The following is a 23,425-nucleotide window of genomic DNA, read 5'->3' as shown; positions in this document are numbered from 1 at the left end:
GATCTTGGTCGTGATCAATCAACAGGATACGCCACCCTTTCTACCTCCTCCCATACACCAGAAGTCACCATAGCTCCACTGCACGGCGCCGAGCTGGAGCTGTTGGGGGAGATGGAGAGATAGAAGGCTGTGCCTGAAGAGTGGTGTAGGCGAGCGGTAAAGAGCGGCGCAGCCATCGCGGCTGCACCGCTTGTGTTGGCGGCACCCTAAGGCTGCACGATGATTTTCACCTGAGACTTGTCGTTGAGCAGCGTTTCGAAGCCTTTCTCGACGATGTCATCCAGGGGGATACGCGCGGTTATCAGGTCTTCCGCCCGGTAGTAGCCCTGTTCCATCAGCGCCATGACAGCGGGGTAGACGTGCCGGTAGGCGATGATGCCTTTCATGGTGCGCTCCTTGATCACCAGGTCGTTGGGTTGGAAGGCGGCCTGCGTTTCCCAGATGCTCACGACCACCGTTTCGCCACCGGCGTGGGTGCTGTTGATGGCCTGGTTGAGCACCGCGGGGATGCCGGTGACCTCGAAGGCGAAGTCAGTGCCGCCACGGGTCAGATCGTGAATCCGTGCCACCACGTCGCCTTCTTGCGGGTCCAGGGCCGTAGCGCCCAGGTCGGTGGCCTTCTGTCGTCGCACCGCGGAGAGCTCGACGGCGTAGATGTCGGCGGCGCCGGCGGCCTTGAGGGATTCGATCACCATCAGGCCGATGGGACCCGCACCGAACACCACGGCGCTGTCGCCGGCTTTCAGTGAACTCTGACGCACGGCGTGCAGGCCCACCGCGGCGGGTTCCACCAGGGCGCCTTGTTCGTAGGAGAGTGCGTCGGGCATGCGGTGAACCATATGCTCACCCACCACGGTGTACTCCGAGAAGCCACCGCCGCCGCCCGAGAGCCCGTGGAAGCCCAGCAAGGGCGTCAGGTTGTAGCGCTCCATCAGGTAGCTGCCGTCTCGATGGGGCGACAGGATCGGCTCGATGGCGACGCGATCCCCCGGCTTGACCCGGGTGACGCGCTCGCCTACCTCCACGACCTCACCGGCGAACTCATGGCCCATGATGATGGGGGCGCGCTGCTGGCTGAGCGGGTGCGGCTCGTCCACCGGGATGAAGATGGGGCCGGCGCTATACTCGTGCAGGTCGCTGCCGCAGATGCCGCAGGCGGCGACCTTCACCTTGACCTGATGCGGCTCCTCGATGTGGGGGATCGCCACGCTCTCCACGCGCAGGTCGCGGGCACGATACCAGACGGCGGCCTGCATGGTGTGCTTGTCGTCATTCATGGGATGACCTCGGGTATGTCGTGAGGCGGGCCGGCGTCTAGCGCCGGCCTGCCGTGTCAGGTGGAAGTCAGGCGAGGTGATGCACTTCCTGCTGGCCATATACCGGCGTCGGGATGCCTTCCATGCGCGCCTTGAGCTGCAGCGCCAGGTAGTGGGAGTAGTGGCGCGACTGATGCAGGTTGCCACCGTGAAACCACAGCGCCTGCTGCTGGGTGGGCTTCCACATGTTGCGCAGCTCGCCCTCCCAGGGACCGGGGTCCTTGGTCGTGTCGGAGCCGAGCCCCCAGCACTTGCCGACCTTGTCGGCCACCTCCTGAGAGATGATGCGCGCCGCCCAGCCGTTCATGGAGCCGTAGCCGGTGGCGTAGACGATCAGGTCGGCGGGCAGTTCGGAGCCGTCGCTGAGCGTCACCGAGCGTGGGTTGATGCGTTCGATGCCCACGCCGCTGCACAGTTTGATGTCACCGTTGGCGACCAGGTCGCAGGCGCCCACGTCGATGTAGTAGCCGGAGCCGCGGCGCAGGTACTTGAGGAACAGCCCGGAGTCGTCGTCGCCGAAGTCGAGCAGGAAGCCGGCGTCTTCCAGCTTCTTGTAGAACTCGGCGTCGCGTTCGCGGATCTGGTCGAAGGCGGGGCGCTGGAAGTCGGGCAGCAGCTTGTAGGGGATCGAGGCGAAGATCAGGTCGGCCTTGTCATGGGTGATGCCGTTGTTTACCGCTTCCTCGGAGTAGAGCGGGCCGAGGGCGTGCTCCATCAGCGAGTCGGATTTCACGATGTGGGTCGAAGAGCGCTGGATCATGGTCACGTCGGCATCGTTTTCCCACAGCGCCGCGCAGATGTCGTGGGCCGAGTTGTTGGAGCCCACCACGACCACCTTCTTGCCGCGATAGGCATCCGGCCCGGGGTGCTGGCTGGAGTGCTGCTGCTCGCCTTCGAAGGTCTCGGCGCCGGGAAAGTGGGGCACGTTGGGCACGCCCGACATGCCGGTGGCCAGGATCAACTGCTTGGGCCTGAGCGTGACTTGCTCGCCGTCGCGGTTGACGCGCACTGTCCATTCGCCGCTGGCCTCGTCGTAGCTGGCGCCCTCGCACTCGGTGGAGCTCCAGTAGTTGAGCTCCATCACCTTGGTGTACATCTCCAGCCAGTCGCCGATCTTGTCCTTGGGCGCGAATACCGGCCAGTTCTCGGGGAAGGGGATGTAGGGCAGGTGGTCGTACCATACCGGGTCGTGCAGGCACAGCGACTTGTAGCGGTTGCGCCAGGCGTCGCCGGGGCGAGGGTGCTTGTCGAGCACGATGGTGGGCACGTTGAGCTGGCGCAGCCGCGCGGCGAGCCCGATGCCGCCCTGTCCGCCGCCGATGATCACGCAGTAGGGTTGGCGTGTGTAGCCGAGTTCCTGGGCTTCCCGCTGGCGCGACTCGAGCCAGGTCTCGCGGGTCTTGCTGGCGCCGTGCTCGGCCCCCAGGGGGCGCCTGGCACCGCGTGGCTCGGGGTGGTCCTTGAGCTCCTGCATGGTGGTCAGCAGGGTCCAGCATTTGCCGTTCTTCAGGCGCAGATAGCCCTTGCCAAGGGCGACGCCGGTCTCGAAGGTGAACCAGGCTTCGGTCACGCCGTTGGCCTCGGTGGCCTCGCCATCGAGCTGCCAATTGGTGGGACGTGCCTCGCCCAGGGTATCGTTGAGCATCGACTGGATGGCGTCCTTGCCTTCCAGCGTCTTGAGATTCCAGGTGAAGGCGACCAGGTCGCGCCAGTAGCACTCGTCATTGAACAGGGCCATGACCCGTTGGATGTCGCGTTGCTCCAGGGCGCTCTCGAAATCGCGCAGCCACTGCTGGGCGTGGTGAGTCGGCGTGGGGGTCGTCATCGTTGTTCTCCGCTTGTTGTTAGGGGACGCCCTGTGTCCTGGCAGAAACCGTGCCAGCCGCGGAGTGTGTGCGGAAAAATCTCCCAGGCGATTGAAAAGCTTGGTGTTACGGGCAGGGATATGCGAGGGGTAGCGTGAAGAAGTGCCTCCGCGACCTGTAACGCACGTGACAGCTGTCACGTGAGCGGGCGTTACACCTGTAACCCCCCGACCAAGGGCGCAGGCGAAGCCGATTGACTCCTGCTTGGCACGGCATAGGCTGGAAGCAAGCCTGCCATAAAACAACAAGGCCACCACCGCCGGAGAGCGGCAAGGCGGCACCGGAGGCAGCGATGCCATTGCGTAACGAGCAACGCCAGCACATCGAGACCTTGATCCGGCTCAGCGAAGGCCAGCCGGCCGACCTGGGCGGCTGCCGGGAGGTGATCCGGCGCTCCTGGGAGCGCTGCGTCGGCGAGTACCGACTCGACCCCGGCCGCCCCCGCCCCGTACGGGTGCTGACTCAACAGGCACTCAAGGAGCACCGCGAGCCGGTGGACGAACTGCTGCACGTCGCGCGGGCCGGCGTCGATCAGCTCTTCACCCAGATTGCCCCGCTGGGCTATGTGCTGCTGCTCACCGACCGCCAGGGCATCACCGTGGACTTCCGAGGCCAGCGCGAGCAGGAGATAAACCTGCGCCGGGCGGGGCTCTACCTCGGTGCCGATTGGGACGAGCGCTACGCGGGAACCTGCGCGGTGGGCACCTGCGTGCACGATGCCCAGGCCATCACATGTCATCAGAGCGAACATTTCGATGCCACTCACATCAGCCTGACCTGCACGGCGGCACCGATCACCGACCCGCAGGGTCAGGTCATCGCGGTGCTCGACATCTCCGCGCTGCAGTCGCCACGGGCCCAGGAGAGCCAGAACTTCGGTCTGCCGCTGGTCACGCTCTATGCTCGGATGATCGAGGACGCCTATTTCCTGCACCGCTATCGCCACTGCCTGATGCTGCGCTTCGACACCGCTCGCGAGTTCGTGCATCTCAATGGCCGCGGGCTGATCGCCATCGAGGAGGACGGCAGCGTGATCGCGGCCAATGGTGCCGGCCGTGCGCTGATCGACGCCCATCTGCGCCGCTGGCCGCCTTGGTCGCCAGGCTGGCAGCCGTCGGTCACCCAGCTGTTCGACGGCGAACTCGGTGAATTGCTGGGCATCCCGAGCGCCAGCGACGACGGCATTCGCGCCTTTCGAGCACGCGCCAACGACACCACCTGCTTCGTCACCCTGCTCGAGCCGCGCGGTCGACGCCCAGCCCCACGTGCCTTGCCGCCTTCGCCTGCGCCGGTGCCGGCGCTGGACCGGCTCGCCTCGGACGATCCCGCCATGCATCGCGTACTCAAGCTGGCGCGGCGGCTGCGCAACGAAGAGGTCAGCGTGTTGATCACCGGCGAGACCGGTACCGGCAAGGAGGTGCTGGCTCGAGCGCTGCACGATAGCGGTACGCGTGCCAAGGGGCCCTTCGTGGCGGTGAACTGCGCCGCGATTCCCGAATCGCTGATCGAAAGCGAACTGTTCGGCTACCTGCCCGGCGCCTTCACCGGCGGGCGCAGCAAGGGCATGCGCGGGCTGATCCAGCAGGCCGACGGCGGCACCCTGTTCCTGGATGAGATCGGCGACATGCCGCTGACGCTGCAGACCCGGCTACTGCGCGTGCTGGCCGAGCGCGAGGTGATGCCGCTGGGGGCCGAGAAGGCGCTGCGCGTCGACATTCGCGTGATCACCGCCACCCACCGCGACATGAGCGAGCTGATCGCCCGGGGCGGTTTCCGGGAGGACCTCTACTACCGGCTGAACGGTGCCCAGCTGCGGCTGCCGGCGCTGCGCGAGCGGGCCGACAAGCACTACGTGATCCGCAGCGTCTACCAGGCGTTGCTCGCCGAGCGTGAACGGGAGGTACGCCTGCGCGCCGACGCCATGAGTGCACTGCTGGCCCATGCCTGGCCGGGCAATATTCGCCAGCTCAAGAATGCCTTGGCCTTCGCCCTGGTCACGGCCGAGGGCGACGAGATCACGCTTCACGACCTGCCGGAGGAGTGCCAGGGTCACCTCGGCGCTGCACCGCAGACCTTCGCCGTGGTGCAGGCAGGAGAGCAGGACGGAGGCGAGGCGCTGCATGAACTGCTGCGTGCCAGCGGCTGGAACGTCAGTCTCGCTGCGCGGAGACTGGGTGTCTCACGTCCCACCATCTACCGGCGCATGCGCCGCCATGGCCTGGTGCCGCCCAACTGGCGCGAGTCCGACTCGAAGCTCGAACGTTAACACGCTATCTTTGTGGCTATTGCGTGCCTTTGTTGCCCAGAACCTAGCGTATTGGAGCTTCCATGAGCCAAGACAACGAATACCTGCCGCCGAAGGTGTGGAAGTGGGAAAAGGAGAGCGGCGGCAAGTTCGCCAGCATCAACCGGCCCATTGCCGGTCCCACCCACGACAAGGCGCTGCCGGTGGGCAAGCATCCGCTGCAGCTCTACTCGCTGGCCACGCCCAATGGGGTGAAGGTGACGGTACTACTGGAGGAACTACTGGCGCTTGGCCACACGGGCGCTGAATATGACGCCTGGCTGATCCGTATCGGCGAGGGTGAGCAGTTCGGCAGCGGCTTCGTCGAGGTCAACCCCAACTCCAAGATTCCGGCGCTGAGGGACCACGGCACCACGCCGCCCACCCGGGTGTTCGAGTCGGGCTCGATCCTGCTCTACCTGGCCGAGAAGTTCGGTGAGTTTTTACCCCGCGATCCTGCCGGGCGTACCGAGACGCTGAACTGGCTGTTCTGGCAGATGGGCAGCGCGCCCTACTTGGGTGGCGGCTTCGGCCACTTCTACGCCTACGCACCGACCAAGATCGAGTACGCTATCGACCGTTTCGCCATGGAGGCCAAGCGTCAGCTCGATGTGCTGGACCGGCGCCTGGCCGAGAGCCGCTACCTGGGAGGTGAAGACTACACCATCGCCGATATTGCCAACTGGCCCTGGTACGGGCAGCTGGCACTGGGTCGTCTCTACGATGCCGGCGAGTTCCTGCAGGTGCAGGAGTATGAACACGTGCAGCGCTGGGCCAGGGAGGTCGACGCTCGCCCGGCAGTTCAGCGCGGGCGCATGGTCAATCGCACCTTCGGGCGCTGGAGGAGCAGCTGCACGAACGCCACGACGCCAGCGACTTCGAGACGCAGACGCAGGACAAGCGCTAGGCCCATGCAACCAAGACGACTGGAAGAGGGCGACCTGGAAGCCTGCGCAACCCTGTTTGCGCAGGAGTTCTCTGCGCCACCCTGGAGCGAGCCATGGACTAACGAGCGGGCCCTGGCACGGCTTGAGCATTTTCATGCATCGCCCGGTTTCGTCGGGATGCTGGCGCTCGGCGATCAAGGCGAGGTTGCCGGCTTCCTGCTGGGCAACCTCGAGCCCTATGTGGAGGGCAAACTGTTCTACCTGAGGGAGATGTGTGTTGCCACGCACCGCCAGGGCCAGGGGCTTGGCTCCGAGCTCTATCGAGCGTTGGAACGGGAGCTGGCCACCAGGGACGTGCGTGCGGTGTACCTGGCCACGGGGCGGGGCATTCCCGCGGCCAGGTTCTACCAGCAGCTCGGGTTCCGCTGCAGTGAGGGTATGGCGTTCTATGCCAGGGGGTTGAAGCACTAGAGCATGTGACTCGATGGACTCCCCCATGGCGCTCTGGCATGCTTCGTGCCCTTTGACCCGAGAGAGAAAGTGATCATGAGTGCGCTGCCCAATTGCCCCGCCTGTCAATCCGAGTACACCTACGAAGTCGGCGGCATGTACGCCTGCCCCGAGTGCGGCCATGAGTGGTCCGGCCGGACAGGTGAGGAGGAGGCTGGCGACGAAAAAGTGGTGCGCGACGCCAACGGCAACGTGCTGCAGGATGGCGACACCGTCACGGTGATCAAGGACCTCAAGGTCAAGGGCTCTTCCTCGGTGGTCAAGGTAGGCACCAAAGTGAAGGGCATACGCCTGGTGGAGGGCGACCACGATATCGACTGCAAGATCGACGGCTTCGGGCCAATGAAGCTGAAGTCGGAATTCGTCAAGAAGGCGTGAGCGATAAATCCCGTCTATCAGGCGAATAGGGATAATCTGGGCTAGTGACTGACACGGGGCTCTTGTGACACGCAGCGGGGCCGGGCAGGGCTGCCCGGCCCCGCTGTGTTCTCAGTGGCTTGGTTCGTCTCTTGTTTCCTGGGCCACCAGCGCATCGGCCAGTGCCCGTGAAGCGAGGGCGAATTCCACACGGGCCATGCTTAGTGCACTGAGGTCACTGCATGCTCCGTCCCGCTCGAGCTGATCGAGCTGTGTCTTGGCCATGACCAGGCGCCTGCAAAGCTCCCCATGGATGGAAGAGTCCTTCAGCTCGCCGGTGATTTCTACCTGCGTATTCATTCTTGTATCTCCCCTACGCCGTGCGGCAGCGAAAAGCGTTACGGCTCTTGCGGCCGGTCGCTTGCAAGGGATATCGGCCAAGGTGGGGAAAACTTGAGCGCGGGAGGGTAGCTGCAGGATGTTGGCTTGTGCTGCCTCGCCGGTGAGGCAGCACTGGTGGAGCATCGGCTTATTGCACTGTCACCAGGACAGGTGCCAAACCGCGGTTCAGCATGCCAAGCTCGCGTGCGGCGCGTTTCGACAGGTCAATGATGCGGCCTTCGACAAAGGGACCACGGTCATTGATCAGCACTTCGACTTCCTGGCCCGTATCTGCCCGCTTGACCTGGACGACGGTGCCGAGGGGGAGAGTGGGGTGCGCCGCTGTCAGCGCCTGCTGATCGAAGGGTTCGCCACTGGCAGTGGTTGCCCCCTGGAAGCGATCGCTGTAGTAGGAAGCGATGCCTTCTTCCTGAATCTCGGCTTCGTGTGCCGAAGCCTTGGCAGAGAGAACCGCGAACATGCCTGCCAGGCAACAAATGAGCCACTTCTTGGATAAAGCTCCCATGGTATTACCTCAGGGTTTGCGTTAGGCGGTAATCGCTTTCTTCGATGAGGTGCTGGCGAGCGTTAGGGATAGTACCCGGCGCGCGCGCGGTGGGCAAGCCAATTTGGGAGGATAAGTATTTTCGAAGAAGAAGGGCGCTTGTTGGGCGGCGTTTGGCGATGATGGTTCGAGCCACTCGCTAGGGAGGCCGTACATGCTGCGCTAGCGTACTTGCTCTGGCTGCCTGCGCTCAGGCTCCCTGGACGTGGCCGGTAGCACGGCTTTCGCTATCCGAGGTGGAAATGAGTCGCAGGTGAGGCACGATGGCCGTGCGGTTGCGCCCATTCTCCTTGGCGATGTAGAGCCCTTCGTCGGCTTGGCGTATCAGGGCTGCCCGGTTGGCATTGCGCACGGGCAGCATCGCTGCGACCCCGATACTGACAGTGACATGGTTTGCCACAGGGGAGTCGGGGAAGGACAGACGGCGCTCGGCCAGCAAGGTGTGGATGCGCTCTGCCAGGCGTGAGGCCCCTTCCAGGTCGGTATGCGGCATCAGCACTGCCATCTCTTCACCGCCATAGCGGGCCACAAGATCGCCTGGCCGGGCGGCAGCGGCCTGCAGTACCTCGGCGACACCACGCAGGCAGGCGTCCCCTTCCTGGTGTCCGTAGCTATCGTTGAAGCGCTTGAAGCAGTCGATATCGATCATCAGTAGGCTGAGCGGCTGTCGTTCGCGAGCGGCCCGCCGCCACTCCAACTTCAAGACCCGGTCGAATTCACGGCGGTTGGCAATGCCCAGCAGTCCGTCGCTGGCTGCCTGCCGGGCGAGCTTCGCATTGTCCGCAGCCAGGCGCTCGCGCTCCCTCAGCAACAACGTTTCTCGGGCACGATAGAAGTGCTGAATAGGCAATAGAATGAAGGCAACCACCAAGGCGCCACTGGCAAAGGCAGCGAATGTCGTACCGGCCCCCAGGGTTGCTGAAGCCAGAGAGTTGAGAAGTGCACCAAGCGCAGGAATCAGGCTTTCCTGCCGTGGCACGAGGTTCGAGAAGTAGAGGGCGGACTCGAGCAGAAGTGCGATGACCAGGACAAGGCCGGCGAGGTGATGAAGATGGCTGAAGGGAGACTTGGGGTTCGTGCGCATGGCAATCTGTCTCCTTGTGTCTGGTCGGTCTGGTCGGTCTGTTCGGGTGGTAGTACTGCCTATCGTTTGTTGGTGTTCTGTTACCGGCGGGTGCCGGAAAAAAAAAGGGGCCGCAAGAGCGGCCCAAGTACGCAGGGAACTAAAGGATATTGCTAACTCATCGCAAGAACGTATCTTCGGCCATTGGAAACCTGTCGAGACCTGCCAGGGTCATGGGCGTCATGGGTCTCTGGGTGCGAAGTAGAGCTGCTGGAGCGCTCGTCGTACCACTCTGATAAGTAGTAAGCGAAAAAGATGCCAGAATATATTATTATTCAATTAAAACAAAAAGTTGGGATTGTTCTAGGCTGAGCTGAATCGCTCGCGCGTGCCCAATTGCAGGAAAAGTGTATCCACAAAGCGACGCCTGTCCCCGTCTTCCTTGAAAAGCTAATTAAAACAATGATTTATGTGTTGCATTTTTGCGACACTTCAAGGGGGTGGTAACGTCGCATCGGCGCGTCCGGTATGGAAAGATGGTGTCGTCCGGGCGAGACTGCTTGGGCCGCATATGGCATCTTGGCGTTTTCAATCAGGGAGAAACGCAATGGCAAGTGTCTTTACCCGCATCATTCATGGCGAGCTTCCCGGCGAGTTCGTCTGGTCCGATGAGCAGTGCGTGGCGATCATGACGCTCAACCCCATGAAGCCCGGTCACCTGCTGGTGATACCGCGCACGGAGATCGATCACTGGGACGACATGCCGGCGGAACTGAGCGCACATCTCATGTCAGTGTCGCAAAAGCTGGCCAAGGCGCTGAAGGGGGCGTTTCCCTGTCAGCGTGTGGGACTGCTGGTCGTCGGCCTTGAGGTGCCCCACGTGCATCTGCACCTGGCGCCGCTCGACACCATGCAGGACATTCGCCTCGAAGGCCTGCCCCAGGCAAGCCCGGAGGCGTTGGCCGAGAACGCTGATCGCATCCGTGCAGCGCTCAAGGCCGATCAGGCTTGATCTGCGGGCCTGGCCGAGACCCTGCCGCCCTGCCGCCTTGCTCCCCGGTGTGGGTGATGTCTTACATGCCGCATCGTTCATGACTGATGGCGGTCAGTTATTGCTGGTCTAGTATAAGTGATCCCCTTGAGCCCACTGCATCGGAAGTGGGTGGTTATCCGTCCAAGAGCAGGGCTTATGGAGAAGACGGTGCAAGAGCGACTGATTGAGACCCGTCGGCAGTGGTATGCCGCCTACATCGGCGGCAATGTCGGGCAGTTGGATCATATCGAAAGCGACGATTTTGTCGTGATAAATGAAGCGGGACTGCAGGGAAAACTGGACCAGCTAGGCAGCATCGCCGAAGCCGTGGCCCACGACCGCTGGTTCGGCCGGGGGAGCCGGGTCGAGGATGAGATCGTGAAGTCCGTTCCCCTGGGCGAGGTGGTATCGATCCACGGACAGGGACGAATCGTGGATGACTCGCGCGAATCATCGGAGGTCTACTTCAGTGAGCTGTGGCGCAAGGTAGACGGCCAGTGGCGAGTGCTTGCGCTGCATTTCACGCGCGTACCTCAATTTTGAAGCTGGCAAGGTGCGCCAATCCAGGGCTCTTGCAGAGTATTCCTTATTCTCGGGCGGCGGTGCTCCTGCAGCCAGACTTGAGCGTTGCCATACGCCGTCAGGACAGTCGGGCTAGCGCTCTGCCATTGCCAGTCTGACCGCTAATGCGAGAAATCCCGCCGAGAATATGCCTCGCAGCCAGGCAAGCACGGAGGGGCGGCTGGCTACCTTCTGGCGCGCGGCAGCTACGCACAGGCCATAGGCGATAAACACCACGAACGTCATCACCATGAAGGTGAGACTCAAACCCAGCATATGCGTGAGCGGGGCTTCTTTGCCTTGGACGAACTGTGGTAGGAACGCGAAGAAAAACAGAGTGAGCTTGGGGTTGAGTAGGTTGATCAGTATCCCGGTCGCGATCAGCCGCCGAGTCGGAAGTGGTGCCGAGGCGGCACTCGGAACCAGCGCTTCCCGTGAGCGGAGCATGCGCCAGGCGAGGTAGAGCAAGTAGGCTACCCCGAGGTATTTGAGCAATTCGAAGGCCGTTTCACTGGCATGCAGCAGGGAAGCCAACCCGGTCACGGCGGCGAGCAAGTGGGGCACGATGCCGAGCGTACAACCCAAGGCTGCAACGAAACAGGCACGCATGCCCCGTGCAAGGCTAATGGAGAGGATATAGAGCACGCCGGTACCGGGTGCAGCGACGACGATCAGCGATGAAACCAGGTACTCGAGGGTCATTCGAACGGCTCCGATAACATGTCGGTGCCATCATGACCGCGGTATTAGGCGCTATCTTGTACGAAATTGCAGGCTCAGGCGCATGCTCGGCGATAACGCCCAGGCGTGAGCCCAAGTTGCCGGCTGAAGGCTCGGCTCATGTGGCTCTGATCGAAAAAACCTGCTTCCAGGGCGGCCTGGCTAAGGCCTTGGCCCTTCGCGATGAGTCGCCTGGCCATTAGTACTCGCCGCTGCAGTTGGTAGGCATGTGGCGTGGTGCCATGTGCACGCGAGAAGGCTCTCAACAGCTGAAAGCGGCTGAGCCCCGCCATGTCGGCCAGTTCGCCCAGGGTGATGTTCTGCTCCGGCATGTCGTCGAGGCGCTGGCGAATCCTGGCGATGCTCTCCGGAACGCCGTGAAGAGGCTCCTGGCGCCGTGAGCCATGGCGGGAGAAAGCCGCCGAAAGCAGTCGGCAAGCATACTCCTCGAGCGCCAATTGGTTTCTGGGAAATGCCTTGATCAGGGCGAAGATCTGACCCATGAGATGCTTAAGAGGAAGGTCGTGAAGCGCAGGGGAGACCAGATCGGCTGGGGAGCCCTGGCTGCCGAGGTTCTGGCGCACAAGTTCTGGGTCGAAATAGAGCATGTGCCAGGCGCGGTGGGTACCGCCAATGGGGGCTCCGTCGTGCATTTCGCCCGGGTTCACCGTGATGATGTCGCCCGCCAGGGCATTGACTCTTCCAGCCTGGCTCCAGGAGCGGTGCCCCCCGGAGACGATAAAGCCAATTCCATACTGGTCGTGGCTATGACGTGGAAATGTCCGGCTTGAAGCCAAACTCATCGCTGTCAGTCCGGCAAGGCCTGTGGCATGGGCGACTGCTTGGTGATGGTCTTTTGCCATGCTCTCTCCTAGTTCCCCGATGAAACAAAGTGACTCCAAGGCATGTAATCTCTCGCTGTCTTCCTTGTTGGCGTGCAGCCGCCGGTCGTCATGCGGCCAGACTTGAGCGTAGCCATACGCCGCCAGGACGGCCAGGCTAGTGCTTTGCCATTGCCAGTCGTCATCAGCCGTCGGGCCGGAAGTGGTGCCGAGGCCAGCATTTGGCATCAACCTTTCACGTGAGCGGAGCCATAACACTCGGGACACCGGCGTCCACCGGGAGCTCGCAGCAAAAAGCTTAGCGGCGCCAAGCTCGAGCGCCGCATCAGGAATGTCCAGTTTGATAACAGGGTTGAAGGGGGCAGCTGGCCTGAAATAGGTCGTTGTTGGTAAAAGCCGGCTACCCAAGTTGAGTCAACGGGCTCCCAGATAGGTACGAATGGCATCGGCGGCAGCCAGCTGATGGTAGGCTTGTTGTCCCCAGCAGTGGATTAGCTCCGCATCTTGGCGGGGGAAGGGGCGTGTCGTCCGGGGCCGTTTGACGGTCAACGTTTTCAAGGTTTCAAGATAGACGCGAATGGCATGGAAGGCCGCCTGCTGATGGCTCGCCTGGCTCGCCCAGAAGCGCAGTACCTCTTCGTCTTGTCGAATGGGGACGTACGTTGCCTGTGACATAGGGTGGTCCTCCTGTGGGATTCCCAACCCTAAGCATAGGCCTATTTTGCTGCGATGCAGCATGAAAATTGTTACTGCTGAGTGTCCTGTGATAGCAAGCCACCCCATCCGGCCAGGCCGAATGGGGTGGTCAGTCAACAGCCAGAAGCTAACTGGGCTTCAGCGTTGAGGGTCTTGCTCGAACAGTTCTGCCTTGGCTTCTCGCATCACATTCTCGCAGGCGGCCTGGTGAGCCAACTGGGTCAGCAGGCTCTGGGTTACGGCAAACCCCTTGCCCAGGCAGGTATCAACCTCTTCGCGGCTGACGGTGGGAGTGACTTCATAGTCGATCTTGATCGTTCTGCCGTTACCGTCCAGCTTGTCGGCAAGGTGGCGAATGAGCCATGCAAGGCGCTCGCGCCAGCCTCCAGTTTCCTCGATTCCTTCGTTTACGCTGAACGTGCACCGCCACTCAGGTTTGTAGACTCGCATGAGTACCTCCTGCACTGGCCTGATTATGAATGATCGATCGTGATGTTCGCTCCACTTCTTTGACGAAAACTCCCCTCCAGCATACCAAACTTGTACTGGGCTTTCACTGACTGTGCCGTTCCGCTACGTTTGCTGGACAGCCAGGTGATCACGGAAGCACCACCGGTGCTGAAGGGTACCCAATAGCTATCGGCAAGCAGCGCGAAAACCTGAGCGCCTTGTACCGTCGATCGATAATAACATCTGGCCATGGAGGTACAGGCGCGGCGAGGTGAGGAAAGAGGCGAGGCCCCTTGGCACGATCCCGGCGGTTTGGGGTGGGTTAAAGGCGTACCAGCATCTTGCCCCGATTGGCCCCTTCGAAGAGCTTGATGAAGGCATCGGGCATGCGCTCGAGTCCTGCTTCGATGGTTTCCTCGTAGTCGATCTCGCCCTTGGCAACGAGCGGGCCGACTTCTTCCAGGAAATGGGGGTAGTCCGTCCAGTGGTCGAAGATGATGAAGCCCTGCATGCGTGCTCGCTTGATCAGCAGGTTGGCCAGGTTGCCCGGCCCATGCTGCGGCTCCTCTTGGTTGTAGCGTGATATCAGGCCGCAAATGGCGATGCGCGCCCCCACCTTCAGGTTGTCCAGCGCCGCTTCGAGGCAGGCCCCGCCTACGTTCTCGTAATAGACATCGAAACCATCGGGGCAGGCTGTCTTGAGCTCTTCGCTGAGCTGGCGTGCCTCCTTGTCCTTGTAGCTGACGGGGCGGATGTCGTGCTGCTCGAGCCATGTGAGCTTGTCCCTGGCGCCGGCAATGCCGACCACCGTGCCGCCTCGGGCCTTGGCCAGCTGCACGGCCAGCGAACCAACGGCACCGCCGGCTGCGCTGACCAGTACGTTGTCACCCTCGCGCAGGTTGGCGATCCGGTTGAGGCCGGTCCAGGCCGTCATTCCCGGCATGCCGAGTACGCCCAGGTAGGCCTGCTCGGGCACTTCCATGTCGGGCAGGGGCTCGAGTACCTCGCCCTTGAGCTGGGCGACATCCCGCCAGCCTGCCATGTGTCGCACCTTGTCGCCGGGCTTGAAGCGCGCATGGCGTGACTCGATGACCTCGCCGATGGCGCCACCTTCGAGGGGGGCATTGAGTTCGAATGGCGCGATGTAAGTTCGCACGCCGCTCATGCGGCCACGCATGTAGGGGTCGACCGAGAGCCAGCTGTTGCGAATGCGGACCTCGCCCTCCGCCAGTTGGGGAAGCTCTTCCTCATGAAGCTCGAACAGCTCCCTTGGGGGCACTCCGCGAGGGTACTCTCGGATGGCGAAAAAGCGTGCCTGCATTTGGCCTCCTCGACGTTCTTGCTGCCGGTTGGACCGGGTGACTTCGGCCCTGAGCCTCAGCGTGGCGGCCCCTGTTCGAAGAGTTCGGCCTTGGCGTCACGCATCACGTCTTCACAGGCCGCCTGCTGGGCCAGTTGGTTAAGCAGCGAGTGGGTGACTTCGAACCCCTTCACCAGGCAGTTGTCGACCTCTTCCTCGGTCACGGCGGGCTCGATGTTGCATTCGATCGTTACCGTGCGGCCTTTGCCGTCGAGCCGGTCAGCCCAACGCCGGATGCGCCAGGCCAGTCTTTCACGCCAGCTCGACGATGCGCCCGCCGCTTCGTTCACGGTGAAAGTGCAATGCCACTCGGGCTTGTAGATTTTCATGAGAACCTCCCGTTCCGGCTGGGAACATCCCGCTGCCATTCCTTGCTTGCGGTTGGTTGCGGTCGAGTCGTCCATACCGTTCAGCATAGAAGCTTTAGCCAGTCAGGACAGGTTAGCGAGTGTGTCGGAGAGGGGAGAGCAGGATTGGACCGATGCCATGTCTCTGTCCATGGTTAGAGTATCGTCAACTCCCAACCCATGGATGGAAAGGTGAAGAAAGCAACCTGGGGAGTCGCCGTTGCTCTGGGTGTCTTGCTGTTGGCACTGGTCACGGCCGCTCTTGTCCTTCATTCCGCCTGGTTTCGTGACTGGCTGGAAAGTCAGGCCAGCGAACAGCTGGGGCGCGATGTCGATATCGGTGGCCACGGCATCGACTGGGGGCTGCCGCTGACCCTGCGGCTCGATGACGTGCGCGTGGCCAATGCACCTTGGGCCGAGGACCCCATGGCAAGCCTCGATGAGCTGTCGGTGACCCTCGACGTGGGTGCTCTGCTGAGCGGCGAGGTCGTACTGGAGCGAGTCGCCGTGGTGCGGCCCGAGGTACGGCTGCTGCGTCGCGAAGACGGCACCACCAACATCGACGATCTGATAGAGGAGCCGGCCGAGGAGCAGGAGATCGCGCTCTGGCCCGAGGCGTTCAGCATCGACCAGGGCCGCTTGGTCTATCGCGATGAGGGGCAGCGGATCGATCTCGACGTTGCGTTCGATACTCCCGGTGAGAGCATCGAGGAGCTGAGCGTGGGCGTTCGCGGTGAAGGCCATGTTCAAGGCGAGGAGGCCATTTTCCAGGGCTTGCTGCGTCTCGAGCTGGAGGAGAGTCGCGGCGGCCTAGAAGCTTTCCAGGGCCGCCTCGGCGACAGCCGCCTGCGCGGTGCCCTGGCGCTGGATCTGGGGCGTGACGTGCCGTATCTGATGGCCGATCTGGAAGCCGATACGCTCGATCTGAACCGCTGGACCGAGGCATTGATGGATGACGCAGCGCCACCGGAGCGAGAGGTGGCCGAGCAGGGCCGCCCACTTGCCCAGCGGCTGGAGGTACTGCGCGCGTTCGAGGCCGAGGTCGACCTGGCCATCGGCCGGATGCAGGTCGCCGAGCGGGCATTTCATGATGTCGCATTCGAAGCTGCGCTGCGTGATGGTCGGCTCGCCATCGAGCGGCTACAGGCGAGAGAGCCGCTGGATGACGGCGACGAACGGCGGCTGGCACTGCAAGGCCGGGTGCAAGCGGAGGACGATGCCGAGGACGCGCTGGTAGAGCGAGGGCGGCTGCATTACCGGGATACGGCTCAGCAGATCGAGCTGGAAGCGATCTTCGAGGCGCCCGACGAGCCAGGCGAGGGGCAGCGCCTCCAGGTTCGCGGCGAAGGCCAGCTGCAGGAGGACCCCTTGGAGTTCGCGGGCCTGCTGTATCTCGACGTAGAGGCGCTGCGCGGCGGGGTCGAAGGCCTGGAAGCGAGCATCGCCGAGAGTCGTGTGGAGGGGGGCTTGGCATTCGATCTGGGGCGCGAGACACCCTGGCTGATGGCCGAGCTGGAAGGCGATGCGCTCGATCTGGATCGCTGGGGCCTGTTCGAGCAGCGTCCGCCAGAGGAGACGCCTCGTGAGACGGCACCGCCAGAAGAGGGGGAGTGGGATCAAGGCCTCGCGCGAGCCTTGGCAGGGCTGGGCGAATTCGAAGCCGAACTCGATCTAGCTCTCGGGCAGCTGCACTACGCCGGCCAGACCCTGCACGATCTGGCCGCCGAGGCGGCGCTGGAAGATGGGCGACTCACCATTGCCTGGCTGCAGGCACTGCAGCAGCTAGGCGACGAGCAGCCGCGCTCGCTCAACGTTCAGGGGTGGCTCGAGGTCGAGGGGCAGCGTCTGGTCGCGGATCTGCAGGCTCAGTTGGAGCAAATCGACCTGACCGCGGCGCTAGCGCCGTTCGGGGTCGGCGAGGTGGGCATCCTCGATGGCGATCTCAACACCCGAATTGTCGACGGCGGGCTGCTGCTCGAGAACACCGCGCTGGATTATCACGCCCCGCATTGGGGCCTGGCGCTCTCGTTCCGCGCCGATACCCGCACGGAAGGGGTCGAGGGGCATCGGGTGCATCTGGTCGGCGAGGGCAGCTACGAAGAGGAGCCGTTCGCCTTCGATCTGCTGATCGGGCCGCTGCTGGATCTCACCGACCCCGGTACGCCCTATCCCGTCTCCGGCGAGCTGGCCAGCGGCGACACCCGACTGTGGATCGAGGGCAGTGCGGTGCAGCCGTTTGCTCTGGAATCGGTGGAGGGCAGTGCCCGGCTGGAAGGGCCCAGTCCGGCGGAAATCACGGATCTTACCGGCATCAACCTGCCGGAACTGCCGCCTTACCGGGTGAGTGGCCATATCCACTATCAGGATAACCTGCTTACCATCGATGGGCTCGAGGGCGGCTTCGGTGACAGCAACGTGGCCGGTGACGTACGCCTGCGCTTCGGCGAGCGTCCTCAACTGTGGGCCACGCTGGTTTCCCAGCGGCTGGAGGCGGACGATCTGCTGCCGATGCTGGGTATTTCGCCGGAAACGGGACCGGGGGAAACCGCCTCACCCGAACAGGAACAGTGGGCGGCGGAAGAAGAGCGCGCCGAAATGGTGTTTCCCGACCGGGAATGGGATCTCGAAGCGCTGCGCAACACCGACATCGTGCTCGACTACGAAGCGGTGGAGGTGCAGGCGGAGCACATACCGTTCGAGCAGTTGGCCCTGGCCCTGGAGCTGGAGCAGGGCGTGATGACGGTGGAGCCGCTGCAAGTTGGCCTCGGTGGTGGGCAGGTCACGGCTTCCTGGGTAATGGATGCACACCAGGCGGCTATCGAAGGCGACATCCAATTGGCGCTGGATCAGGTCAATCTCGCGGCGATACTGGATGAGGCCGGTCTGCCCGAAGTGGCTCGTGACACCCTGGGGGTGTTCGGTGGGCGCGGGGACTTGCGCTACCAGGGACGCTCCATGCACGAGGTCATGGCTGGGCTGGACGGTGAACTGGAACTGGCCATGTCCCAGGGCTGGTTGGATATCATTGCGGCAGAGCTGCTGCCGCTCAACGTGGCCAATGCGCTGGTGGCGGCCCTGACGGGAGAAGACCAAGTGCAGTTGGAGTGTACCTACCTGCAATTCGTCGCCGATGACGGCCTGGTCGATCTGGCGGAGTTTTTCATGGCGACCGAGATCGCCCACTTCGAGGGGGCCGGGGCCATCAACCTCGCCACAGAGCGCATGGACATGGCCTTCCAGGGGCACAATATCGACCCTACCTTGTTCACCGGGAATTCACCGGTGGAGCTCCAAGGTTCGCTGCGCGACCCGGAGGTAAACGTCATCACCCAGGAACTGATCGCGCGCGGGGCACTGTCGCTGCTTGGCGCCATCGCCGCGCCGCCCCTGGCGATCCTGCCCTGGGTCGACCCGGGGGGCGGCGAACAGGTCGGCATGGGCTGCGAGCGGGCGCTTTCGGAATTCGAGGAGTGAAGGCCGGTGCAGCCATGTCGCCGCCTCGCTCTTCTGCCCTCAGCCGCTTTCGGTGATCAGGCCGTAGGTCTCGGGGCGGCGATGCAGCTGGAAATTGAAGATATGCTCGCGGATCTCACGCGTGCGGTCCAGGTCGCACTCGTAGGTGATCAACTCGTCTTCCTGGCTGCCCGCCATGGCGACGATTTCACCGGTGGGGGCGATGATGCAGCTCTGGCCCAGTAGCTCACAGCCCTCCTCCTTGCCGGCCTTGGCTACGCCTACCACCCACAGGCCGTTCTGGTAGGCGCCTGCCTGCATGCATAAATGGTTATGGAAACCCTGCAGGTGATCATGCTCCGGCACCGGCGGGTAGTGAATGGGCGTGTTGTACCCCAGCATCATCAGCTCCGCGCCCTGAAGTGCGAGCATGCGGTAGGTTTCCGGCCAGCGGCGGTCGTTGCAAAGCGCCATGCCCATGGTGCCGCCAAAAGCCTTCCAAGTGCCGAAGCCCATGTCTCCTGGTTCGAAATAGCGTTTCTCCAGATGTTGGAAGGGCCGCCATGGCTCGTGCTGTGAGTGGCCGGGCAAGTGGATCTTGCGATACTTGCCCACTACCTTGCCGCTGGTATCCACCAGAATGGAGGTATTGAAATGGCGAGGCTTTCCCTCTTGCTGGGCTAGCTCCGCATAGCCGAGGTAAAAGCCAACCCCCAGCTCACGGGCCGCCTCGAACAGCGGGCGCGTTTCGGGGCCGGGCATTTCCCGTTCGAAGAAGGCGTCTACCTCGGACTGGTCCTGCATGAACCAGCGAGGGAAGAAGGTGGTCAGCGCCAGTTCGGGGAAAACCACCAGGCGAGCGCCGCGGGCATGTGCCTGGCGCATCAGGTCGACCATGCGAGCGACTGTCTGCTTGCGGCTTTCGTTGCGGGCGATGGGGCCCATTTGAGCGGCCCCTACAATCAGTTTTCGGCTCATTCTTCTTTCCTTGGTCGATTACTCGGCGAGGTCCAGCAGGACTCGCAGCAGGACATTGACCCCCGCCTCCAACTCCTCGGGAGCGGTGTACTCGTTGATGTTGTGGCTGATGCCATCGGCACTGGGCACGAAGATCATGGCGGTGGGGCAAACCCTGGCCAGCATCTGGGCGTCGTGGCCAGCACCGCTGGGCATGCGCATCACGGAGTGCCCGAGTGCCTTGGCACTGGCCTCGACGCGAGCGACCATGTCGGGGTCGAAGGTCACCGGATCGAAGCGCGCCAGGGTGCGATGCTTGACCTCTATTCCCTCGCGCTCGGCCAGTTGCTCGACGAATGCCGCCAGCTCGGTCTCCGCCTGCTTGAGCCGCTCGTTGTCGGTATTGCGCAAGTCGACGGTCAAGTGAGCCTGGTTGGCCACCACGTTGACCAGGTTGGGCTGTATCTCCAGGGCACCCACGGTGCCGACCTGATCGCCGCCGATGCGGTTGGCCAGCTCGCGCACGAAGGTGCCGGTGGCCATGGCTGCATAGCCGGCATCGTGTCGCAGTCGCATCGGGGTGGTGCCGGCATGGTTGGAGGTGCCGGTGAAGCGGAGTTCTTGCCAGGAGATGCCCTGCACCTTTTCCACGGCTCCGATAGCGATGCCGGACTCCTCGAGAATCGGCCCCTGTTCGATATGCAGCTCGACAAAGGCATGCACCTCGGGATTGCCCACGGGGGCGTCACCGCGGGCTCCGATGCGCTCAAGGCACTCCCCGACTCGCTCGCCGTCGATTCCCTCGGTGGCAAGCGCGTCCTCGAGAGGCATGCCGCCTACATAGACGAGGCTGCCCATCATGTCGGGTGCGAAGCGGGCTCCCTCTTCATTGGTGAAGAAGGCCACGCAGAGCGGACGCTGCGTGACGATACCCGCCTCGTTGAGGGTCTCGACTACCTCGAGCCCCCCGAGGACCCCCAGGTTTCCGTCATAGATGCCGCCGGTGCGGACGGTGTCGATATGCGAGCCGGTCATTACCGGCGGTCCCGGCTCGGTGCCGGGGCGAAGGCCGAATACGTTGCCCATGGCGTCGCTGGAGACCTCGAGGCCCAGTTCATGCATCCAGCCGATGACCTGCTCTCGGCCTAGGAGGTCCTCCTCGGTCAGTGCCAGGCGGCAGCAGCCGCCCCCCGGCAGCGCTCCGATCTGACCGAGCTGCTCCAGACGGCTGACCAGGCGCTGTCGGTTGATTCGCAGTGAGTCATGCATGTTGGCGTGCCTCCGCTTCTATCTCCTCGGACGGGCGCCCTACCAGCTCGCGGTAGACCTCTTCATCGGTGGCGCCCTCGCTTCCTATCAGCAGCACACGGCTGTCGGCATCGAGACCGAGGGCCTGGCTCAGGACGGGTTGCTGGCGGGCAATCAACAGACCGGCGAGCCCCGCCACGGCGCTTTCTCCCGCAACCAGCGGCGAGTCACCGTCGATGCCTTGTGCCAGAAGCTTCATGGCTTCTACTGCCGCCTCGTCGGTGACGGTGAGGAAATCGTCGATGCCCTCATCGAGGACTTCCCATGCCAGCAGCGAGGCTTCGCCACAGGCGAGTCCTGCCATCAGCGTGTCGAGATCGCCGTGAACGGCAGTGGGGCTGCCGGCACGGGCACTTTCGTAGAGGCAGGCGGCGCGGTCGGGCTCGACCACGATCACCCGCGGCCGGTCGGGGCCGTAGGCTTCCCACAGTTGGGCCAGTACCGCCGCGGCCAATCCGCCGACGCCGCCTTGCACGAAGCAGTGTGTTGGCGGCTGTGGCAGTTGCTGCACTGCTTCATCGACCATCACCGTATAGCCTTGCATGACGTCGCGAGGCACGGTCATGTAGCCCGGGTAGGAGGTATCGGAGACCACGAACCAGCCGTTCGCTTCGGCATCGACCGCCGCCTGGCGCACTGAGTCGTCATAGTTGCCAGGAACCCGCCTGGCTTCGGCGCCAAACTGGGTGATGGCGTCCTCGCGCCCCTGGGAAACGGTGGGGTGAAGGTAGATCACGCAGCGGGCACCGAACTGCTGGGCGCCCCAGGCAACCGAGCGACCGTGGTTGCCATCGGTGGCGCAGCACACGGTGATGCGCGAGGCTTCCTCGCGGTAGCGGCCGGCCAGCAGGTCGGCTGAGGTAACGCCCGGCGGCAGGTGCTGAAGCAGCAGGCGCAGCACCGCATAGGCTCCGCCCAGGGCCTTGAAGCTGTTGAGCCCGAAGCGTCGAGCTTCGTCCTTGTAGTCGAGCCTGGCGATGTCGCAGGCCTTGGCCAGGCCGTTCAGTGCGACCAGTGGCGTGGGAGCGTAACCGGGCCATGTGCGAATTTCATCGCGTGCAGCACGCATGGCTTCCTGTGATAGAACGGCGCGTTGTCGCTCACCGATGGGAGTGCCGCGCTGCGCCCGCGGATTGGCGAAGTGGTGCAAGGTGTCGTGTTGGATGAGCTGACGCATGGCGATCCTTCTTCTCCGGTTTCGTATCGTGTCGATGTGGCGACGGCCAGGCAGGGGGAAGCCCCTGCCTGGTGACGGTCACTGAGAGGCTTCTTCAATGGCTTCGAGGAAGGCGTTGAGCATCTCCTCGCCCTCGGCGCCATATTTTTCGGCGATGATCTCCTTCACGGCCGGCTGTGAAGCCTCGCGGAAGGCTTCCATTTCCTCGGGCGTCAGCGCATGGACTTCCATGTTGGCTGACAGATGCGGCAGGCCGCGTTCGGATGACTCGATGATGCGGCTGATCCCGCGGCCGGCGACGATGGCCGAACGGGCGGCGGACTTCACCACGCTCTGCTCATGTTCATCGAGGCTGTTCCAGAACTGATCACTGACGACCCAGACGTAGGGCGCGAACAGGTGATTGGTGAGTGTCAGGTAGTCCTGGACTTCGTCGAAGCGAGCGAAGGAGATGATCGGGATGGGGTTCATCTGGCCATCGGCCACACCGGTCTGCAGCGCGGTATACACCTCTGACCAGGCAATCGCCGTGGGCTGGCCGCCCAGCGAGCGAATCACTTCCTGGTGAGTGTCGAGACCCATGGTGCGGATCTGCAGGCCTTCCATGTCCTCCGGGCTGCGCACTTCGCGGCGTGAATTGGTAATGGCAAAAAGCCCGCCTGAGTCGCCAAACCCGAGCACCTTGAGTCCGGTCTTCTCCTCGATATCGGCGGCGAGCTTGTCGCCGAACGGGCCATCGAAGACTTCGTAGGTTGTCGAGACATCGGGGAAGGCGAAGGGCACGTCGAGCACCCCGATCATCGGATAGGCCGAGGCGAAGCCGCCCACCGAGTGGATACCCGACTGCACGACCCCGGCTCGTAGCTGGCTGAGCACCTGGGCATCGTCACCCAGCTGGCCGTTGGGGTAGCTTTCCACGGTGACCGAGCCGTTGGTGCCCGACTCGACCAGGCTCTTGAATACCGTGGCCATGGCGCCGGAGCCATTGTCGAAAGGGTCGTCGTTGTTGAGGTGGTGCAAGCGCATGACCTTCTCGGCATAGGCCGTACCGGCCAGCGCCAGGCTTAGAGCAGTCATGGTGGTGATCAGGGTTGTCTTGAGTCTCATGGTGCTTCTCCATCTTGTGATTGTTGGAGGGTGTTTCGAGCGCGCCTAGAAGCCGAGGAGGCGAGGCACGAACAGGGTCAGGTCAGGCCAGAAGGAGATAAGCATCAGTTGTTCTGGTCAAGTCAGAGCGGACACATTTTCAAGCCGCAGCTGCCAATTCAATCTCCCTCGGCGTCTGGTAGCCCA

At 63.1% G+C, this 23,425-nt stretch carries 21 protein-coding genes and 1 pseudogene; 7 read left to right on the top strand and 15 right to left on the bottom strand.

From position 1 onward, the window contains the following. Window positions 1–206: 206 nt before the first annotated feature. Window positions 207–1,277, bottom strand: a complete 1,071-nt coding sequence (locus tag H1D44_RS19300; protein WP_275299111.1) for a 2,3-butanediol dehydrogenase — start codon at window positions 1,275–1,277, stop codon at window positions 207–209. Window positions 1,278–1,344: 67 nt separating this feature from the next. Continuing rightward, window positions 1,345–3,141: an NAD(P)/FAD-dependent oxidoreductase gene (locus H1D44_RS19295; RefSeq protein ID WP_181516903.1), complete on the bottom strand. Its 1,797-nt coding sequence runs from the start codon at window positions 3,139–3,141 to the stop codon at window positions 1,345–1,347. 332 nt (window positions 3,142–3,473) lie between these two features. Between H1D44_RS19295 and H1D44_RS19290 the strand changes: the two genes are divergently transcribed. The 4 genes and pseudogenes from H1D44_RS19290 to H1D44_RS19275 all read left to right on the top strand — a co-directional run bounded on the left by H1D44_RS19290 (window position 3,474) and on the right by H1D44_RS19275 (window position 7,240). Continuing rightward, a complete protein-coding gene (locus tag H1D44_RS19290; RefSeq protein WP_181516902.1) occupies window positions 3,474–5,447 on the top strand; it encodes a sigma-54-dependent Fis family transcriptional regulator in 1,974 nt (657 codons plus the stop codon). Window positions 5,448–5,509: 62 nt separating this feature from the next. Beyond that, window positions 5,510–6,372 (top strand): annotated as a pseudogene (yghU, locus tag H1D44_RS19285) (glutathione-dependent disulfide-bond oxidoreductase). A gap of 4 nt (window positions 6,373–6,376) precedes the next feature. Beyond that, window positions 6,377–6,823, top strand: coding sequence for a GNAT family N-acetyltransferase (locus H1D44_RS19280; protein WP_181516901.1), 447 nt, complete (start codon window positions 6,377–6,379; stop codon window positions 6,821–6,823). A 75-nt stretch (window positions 6,824–6,898) separates the two neighbouring features. Then, a complete protein-coding gene (locus H1D44_RS19275) occupies window positions 6,899–7,240 on the top strand; it encodes a zinc ribbon domain-containing protein YjdM (protein ID WP_181516900.1) in 342 nt (113 codons plus the stop codon). Between the two features lie 111 nt (window positions 7,241–7,351). Here the strand turns inward: H1D44_RS19275 and H1D44_RS19270 are convergent, their stop codons facing one another. The 3 genes from H1D44_RS19270 to H1D44_RS19260 all read right to left on the bottom strand — a co-directional run bounded on the left by H1D44_RS19270 (window position 7,352) and on the right by H1D44_RS19260 (window position 9,249). Beyond that, entirely contained in the window at window positions 7,352–7,579 is a 228-nt protein-coding gene (locus H1D44_RS19270) for a hypothetical protein (protein WP_181516899.1), read from the bottom strand. A 169-nt stretch (window positions 7,580–7,748) separates the two neighbouring features. Next, entirely contained in the window at window positions 7,749–8,081 is a 333-nt protein-coding gene (locus H1D44_RS19265) for a septal ring lytic transglycosylase RlpA family protein (protein WP_181516905.1), read from the bottom strand. Window positions 8,082–8,355: 274 nt separating this feature from the next. Next, window positions 8,356–9,249 carry a diguanylate cyclase gene (locus tag H1D44_RS19260; protein WP_181516898.1) on the bottom strand — a complete coding sequence of 298 codons (894 nt, stop codon included), beginning with the start codon at window positions 9,247–9,249 and terminating at the stop codon, window positions 8,356–8,358. A 586-nt stretch (window positions 9,250–9,835) separates the two neighbouring features. Between H1D44_RS19260 and H1D44_RS19255 the strand changes: the two genes are divergently transcribed. Continuing rightward, a complete protein-coding gene (locus H1D44_RS19255; RefSeq protein WP_181516897.1) occupies window positions 9,836–10,240 on the top strand; it encodes an HIT family protein in 405 nt (134 codons plus the stop codon). Window positions 10,241–10,417: 177 nt separating this feature from the next. Beyond that, window positions 10,418–10,804: a nuclear transport factor 2 family protein gene (locus H1D44_RS19250; protein ID WP_181516896.1), complete on the top strand. Its 387-nt coding sequence runs from the start codon at window positions 10,418–10,420 to the stop codon at window positions 10,802–10,804. Between the two features lie 111 nt (window positions 10,805–10,915). On the opposite strand, the gene H1D44_RS19245 is transcribed toward H1D44_RS19250, so the two are convergent. From H1D44_RS19245 to H1D44_RS19220, 6 genes are all read right to left on the bottom strand, one after another. Then, a complete protein-coding gene (locus H1D44_RS19245) occupies window positions 10,916–11,524 on the bottom strand; it encodes a LysE family translocator (RefSeq protein ID WP_181516895.1) in 609 nt (202 codons plus the stop codon). Window positions 11,525–11,598: 74 nt separating this feature from the next. After that, window positions 11,599–12,792 (bottom strand): AraC family transcriptional regulator, encoded by a 1,194-nt coding sequence (locus H1D44_RS21090; protein ID WP_238984583.1) that lies wholly within the window; start codon window positions 12,790–12,792, stop codon window positions 11,599–11,601. Between the two features lie 6 nt (window positions 12,793–12,798). Next, window positions 12,799–13,059, bottom strand: coding sequence for a hypothetical protein (locus H1D44_RS19235; RefSeq protein WP_181516894.1), 261 nt, complete (start codon window positions 13,057–13,059; stop codon window positions 12,799–12,801). A 159-nt stretch (window positions 13,060–13,218) separates the two neighbouring features. After that, a complete protein-coding gene (locus tag H1D44_RS19230; RefSeq protein ID WP_181516893.1) occupies window positions 13,219–13,530 on the bottom strand; it encodes a hypothetical protein in 312 nt (103 codons plus the stop codon). Between the two features lie 322 nt (window positions 13,531–13,852). Beyond that, window positions 13,853–14,851 carry an NADP-dependent oxidoreductase gene (locus tag H1D44_RS19225; protein ID WP_181516892.1) on the bottom strand — a complete coding sequence of 333 codons (999 nt, stop codon included), beginning with the start codon at window positions 14,849–14,851 and terminating at the stop codon, window positions 13,853–13,855. A 56-nt stretch (window positions 14,852–14,907) separates the two neighbouring features. Next, window positions 14,908–15,219 (bottom strand): hypothetical protein, encoded by a 312-nt coding sequence (locus H1D44_RS19220; RefSeq protein WP_181516891.1) that lies wholly within the window; start codon window positions 15,217–15,219, stop codon window positions 14,908–14,910. A 210-nt stretch (window positions 15,220–15,429) separates the two neighbouring features. Here H1D44_RS19220 and H1D44_RS19215 point away from each other — a divergent pair, with 210 nt between their 5' ends. Further along, window positions 15,430–18,711 carry an AsmA family protein gene (locus H1D44_RS19215; protein ID WP_181516890.1) on the top strand — a complete coding sequence of 1,094 codons (3,282 nt, stop codon included), beginning with the start codon at window positions 15,430–15,432 and terminating at the stop codon, window positions 18,709–18,711. Between the two features lie 39 nt (window positions 18,712–18,750). Here H1D44_RS19215 and H1D44_RS19210 read toward each other — a convergent pair whose 3' ends face one another. The 4 genes from H1D44_RS19210 to H1D44_RS19195 all read right to left on the bottom strand — a co-directional run bounded on the left by H1D44_RS19210 (window position 18,751) and on the right by H1D44_RS19195 (window position 23,239). Further along, window positions 18,751–19,668: an N-carbamoyl-D-amino-acid hydrolase gene (locus H1D44_RS19210; RefSeq protein WP_181516889.1), complete on the bottom strand. Its 918-nt coding sequence runs from the start codon at window positions 19,666–19,668 to the stop codon at window positions 18,751–18,753. A gap of 18 nt (window positions 19,669–19,686) precedes the next feature. Beyond that, entirely contained in the window at window positions 19,687–20,916 is a 1,230-nt protein-coding gene (locus H1D44_RS19205) for a Zn-dependent hydrolase (RefSeq protein ID WP_181516888.1), read from the bottom strand. Beyond that, the gene (locus H1D44_RS19200) at window positions 20,909–22,132 is read right to left on the bottom strand and encodes a diaminopropionate ammonia-lyase (protein ID WP_181516887.1); all 1,224 of its coding nucleotides are present in this window, start codon (window positions 22,130–22,132) and stop codon (window positions 20,909–20,911) included. The genes H1D44_RS19205 and H1D44_RS19200 overlap by 8 nt, the downstream gene beginning before the upstream one ends. 78 nt (window positions 22,133–22,210) lie before the next feature. Continuing rightward, entirely contained in the window at window positions 22,211–23,239 is a 1,029-nt protein-coding gene (locus H1D44_RS19195; RefSeq protein WP_181516886.1) for a TRAP transporter substrate-binding protein, read from the bottom strand. Between the last annotated feature and the right edge of the window lie 186 nt (window positions 23,240–23,425).

The sequence above is a fragment of the Billgrantia kenyensis genome (assembly GCF_013697085.1).
Classification (GTDB): Bacteria; Pseudomonadota; Gammaproteobacteria; order Pseudomonadales; family Halomonadaceae; genus Halomonas; species Halomonas kenyensis.
Note: the sequence above shows the minus strand (reverse complement) of the source record. Positions and strands in the feature narration are given on the sequence as shown.

Excerpts from the sequence above, each read along its gene's own strand:
- H1D44_RS19300 (WP_275299111.1), bottom strand. The coding sequence starts at position 1,277 with ATGAATGACGACAAGCACACCATGCAGGCCGCCGTCTGGTATCGTGCC.
- H1D44_RS19295 (WP_181516903.1), bottom strand. The coding sequence starts at position 3,141 with ATGACGACCCCCACGCCGACTCACCACGCCCAGCAGTGGCTGCGCGAT.
- H1D44_RS19290 (WP_181516902.1), top strand. The coding sequence starts at position 3,474 with ATGCCATTGCGTAACGAGCAACGCCAGCACATCGAGACCTTGATCCGG.
- H1D44_RS19280 (WP_181516901.1), top strand. The coding sequence starts at position 6,377 with ATGCAACCAAGACGACTGGAAGAGGGCGACCTGGAAGCCTGCGCAACC.
- H1D44_RS19275 (WP_181516900.1), top strand. The coding sequence starts at position 6,899 with ATGAGTGCGCTGCCCAATTGCCCCGCCTGTCAATCCGAGTACACCTAC.
- H1D44_RS19270 (WP_181516899.1), bottom strand. The coding sequence starts at position 7,579 with ATGAATACGCAGGTAGAAATCACCGGCGAGCTGAAGGACTCTTCCATC.
- H1D44_RS19265 (WP_181516905.1), bottom strand. The coding sequence starts at position 8,081 with ATGTTCGCGGTTCTCTCTGCCAAGGCTTCGGCACACGAAGCCGAGATT.
- H1D44_RS19260 (WP_181516898.1), bottom strand. The coding sequence starts at position 9,249 with ATGCGCACGAACCCCAAGTCTCCCTTCAGCCATCTTCATCACCTCGCC.
- H1D44_RS19255 (WP_181516897.1), top strand. The coding sequence starts at position 9,836 with ATGGCAAGTGTCTTTACCCGCATCATTCATGGCGAGCTTCCCGGCGAG.
- H1D44_RS19250 (WP_181516896.1), top strand. The coding sequence starts at position 10,418 with ATGGAGAAGACGGTGCAAGAGCGACTGATTGAGACCCGTCGGCAGTGG.
- H1D44_RS19245 (WP_181516895.1), bottom strand. The coding sequence starts at position 11,524 with ATGACCCTCGAGTACCTGGTTTCATCGCTGATCGTCGTCGCTGCACCC.
- H1D44_RS19235 (WP_181516894.1), bottom strand. The coding sequence starts at position 13,059 with ATGTCACAGGCAACGTACGTCCCCATTCGACAAGACGAAGAGGTACTG.
- H1D44_RS19230 (WP_181516893.1), bottom strand. The coding sequence starts at position 13,530 with ATGCGAGTCTACAAACCTGAGTGGCGGTGCACGTTCAGCGTAAACGAA.
- H1D44_RS19225 (WP_181516892.1), bottom strand. The coding sequence starts at position 14,851 with ATGCAGGCACGCTTTTTCGCCATCCGAGAGTACCCTCGCGGAGTGCCC.
- H1D44_RS19220 (WP_181516891.1), bottom strand. The coding sequence starts at position 15,219 with ATGAAAATCTACAAGCCCGAGTGGCATTGCACTTTCACCGTGAACGAA.
- H1D44_RS19210 (WP_181516889.1), bottom strand. The coding sequence starts at position 19,668 with ATGAGCCGAAAACTGATTGTAGGGGCCGCTCAAATGGGCCCCATCGCC.
- H1D44_RS19205 (WP_181516888.1), bottom strand. The coding sequence starts at position 20,916 with ATGCATGACTCACTGCGAATCAACCGACAGCGCCTGGTCAGCCGTCTG.
- H1D44_RS19200 (WP_181516887.1), bottom strand. The coding sequence starts at position 22,132 with ATGCGTCAGCTCATCCAACACGACACCTTGCACCACTTCGCCAATCCG.
- H1D44_RS19195 (WP_181516886.1), bottom strand. The coding sequence starts at position 23,239 with ATGAGACTCAAGACAACCCTGATCACCACCATGACTGCTCTAAGCCTG.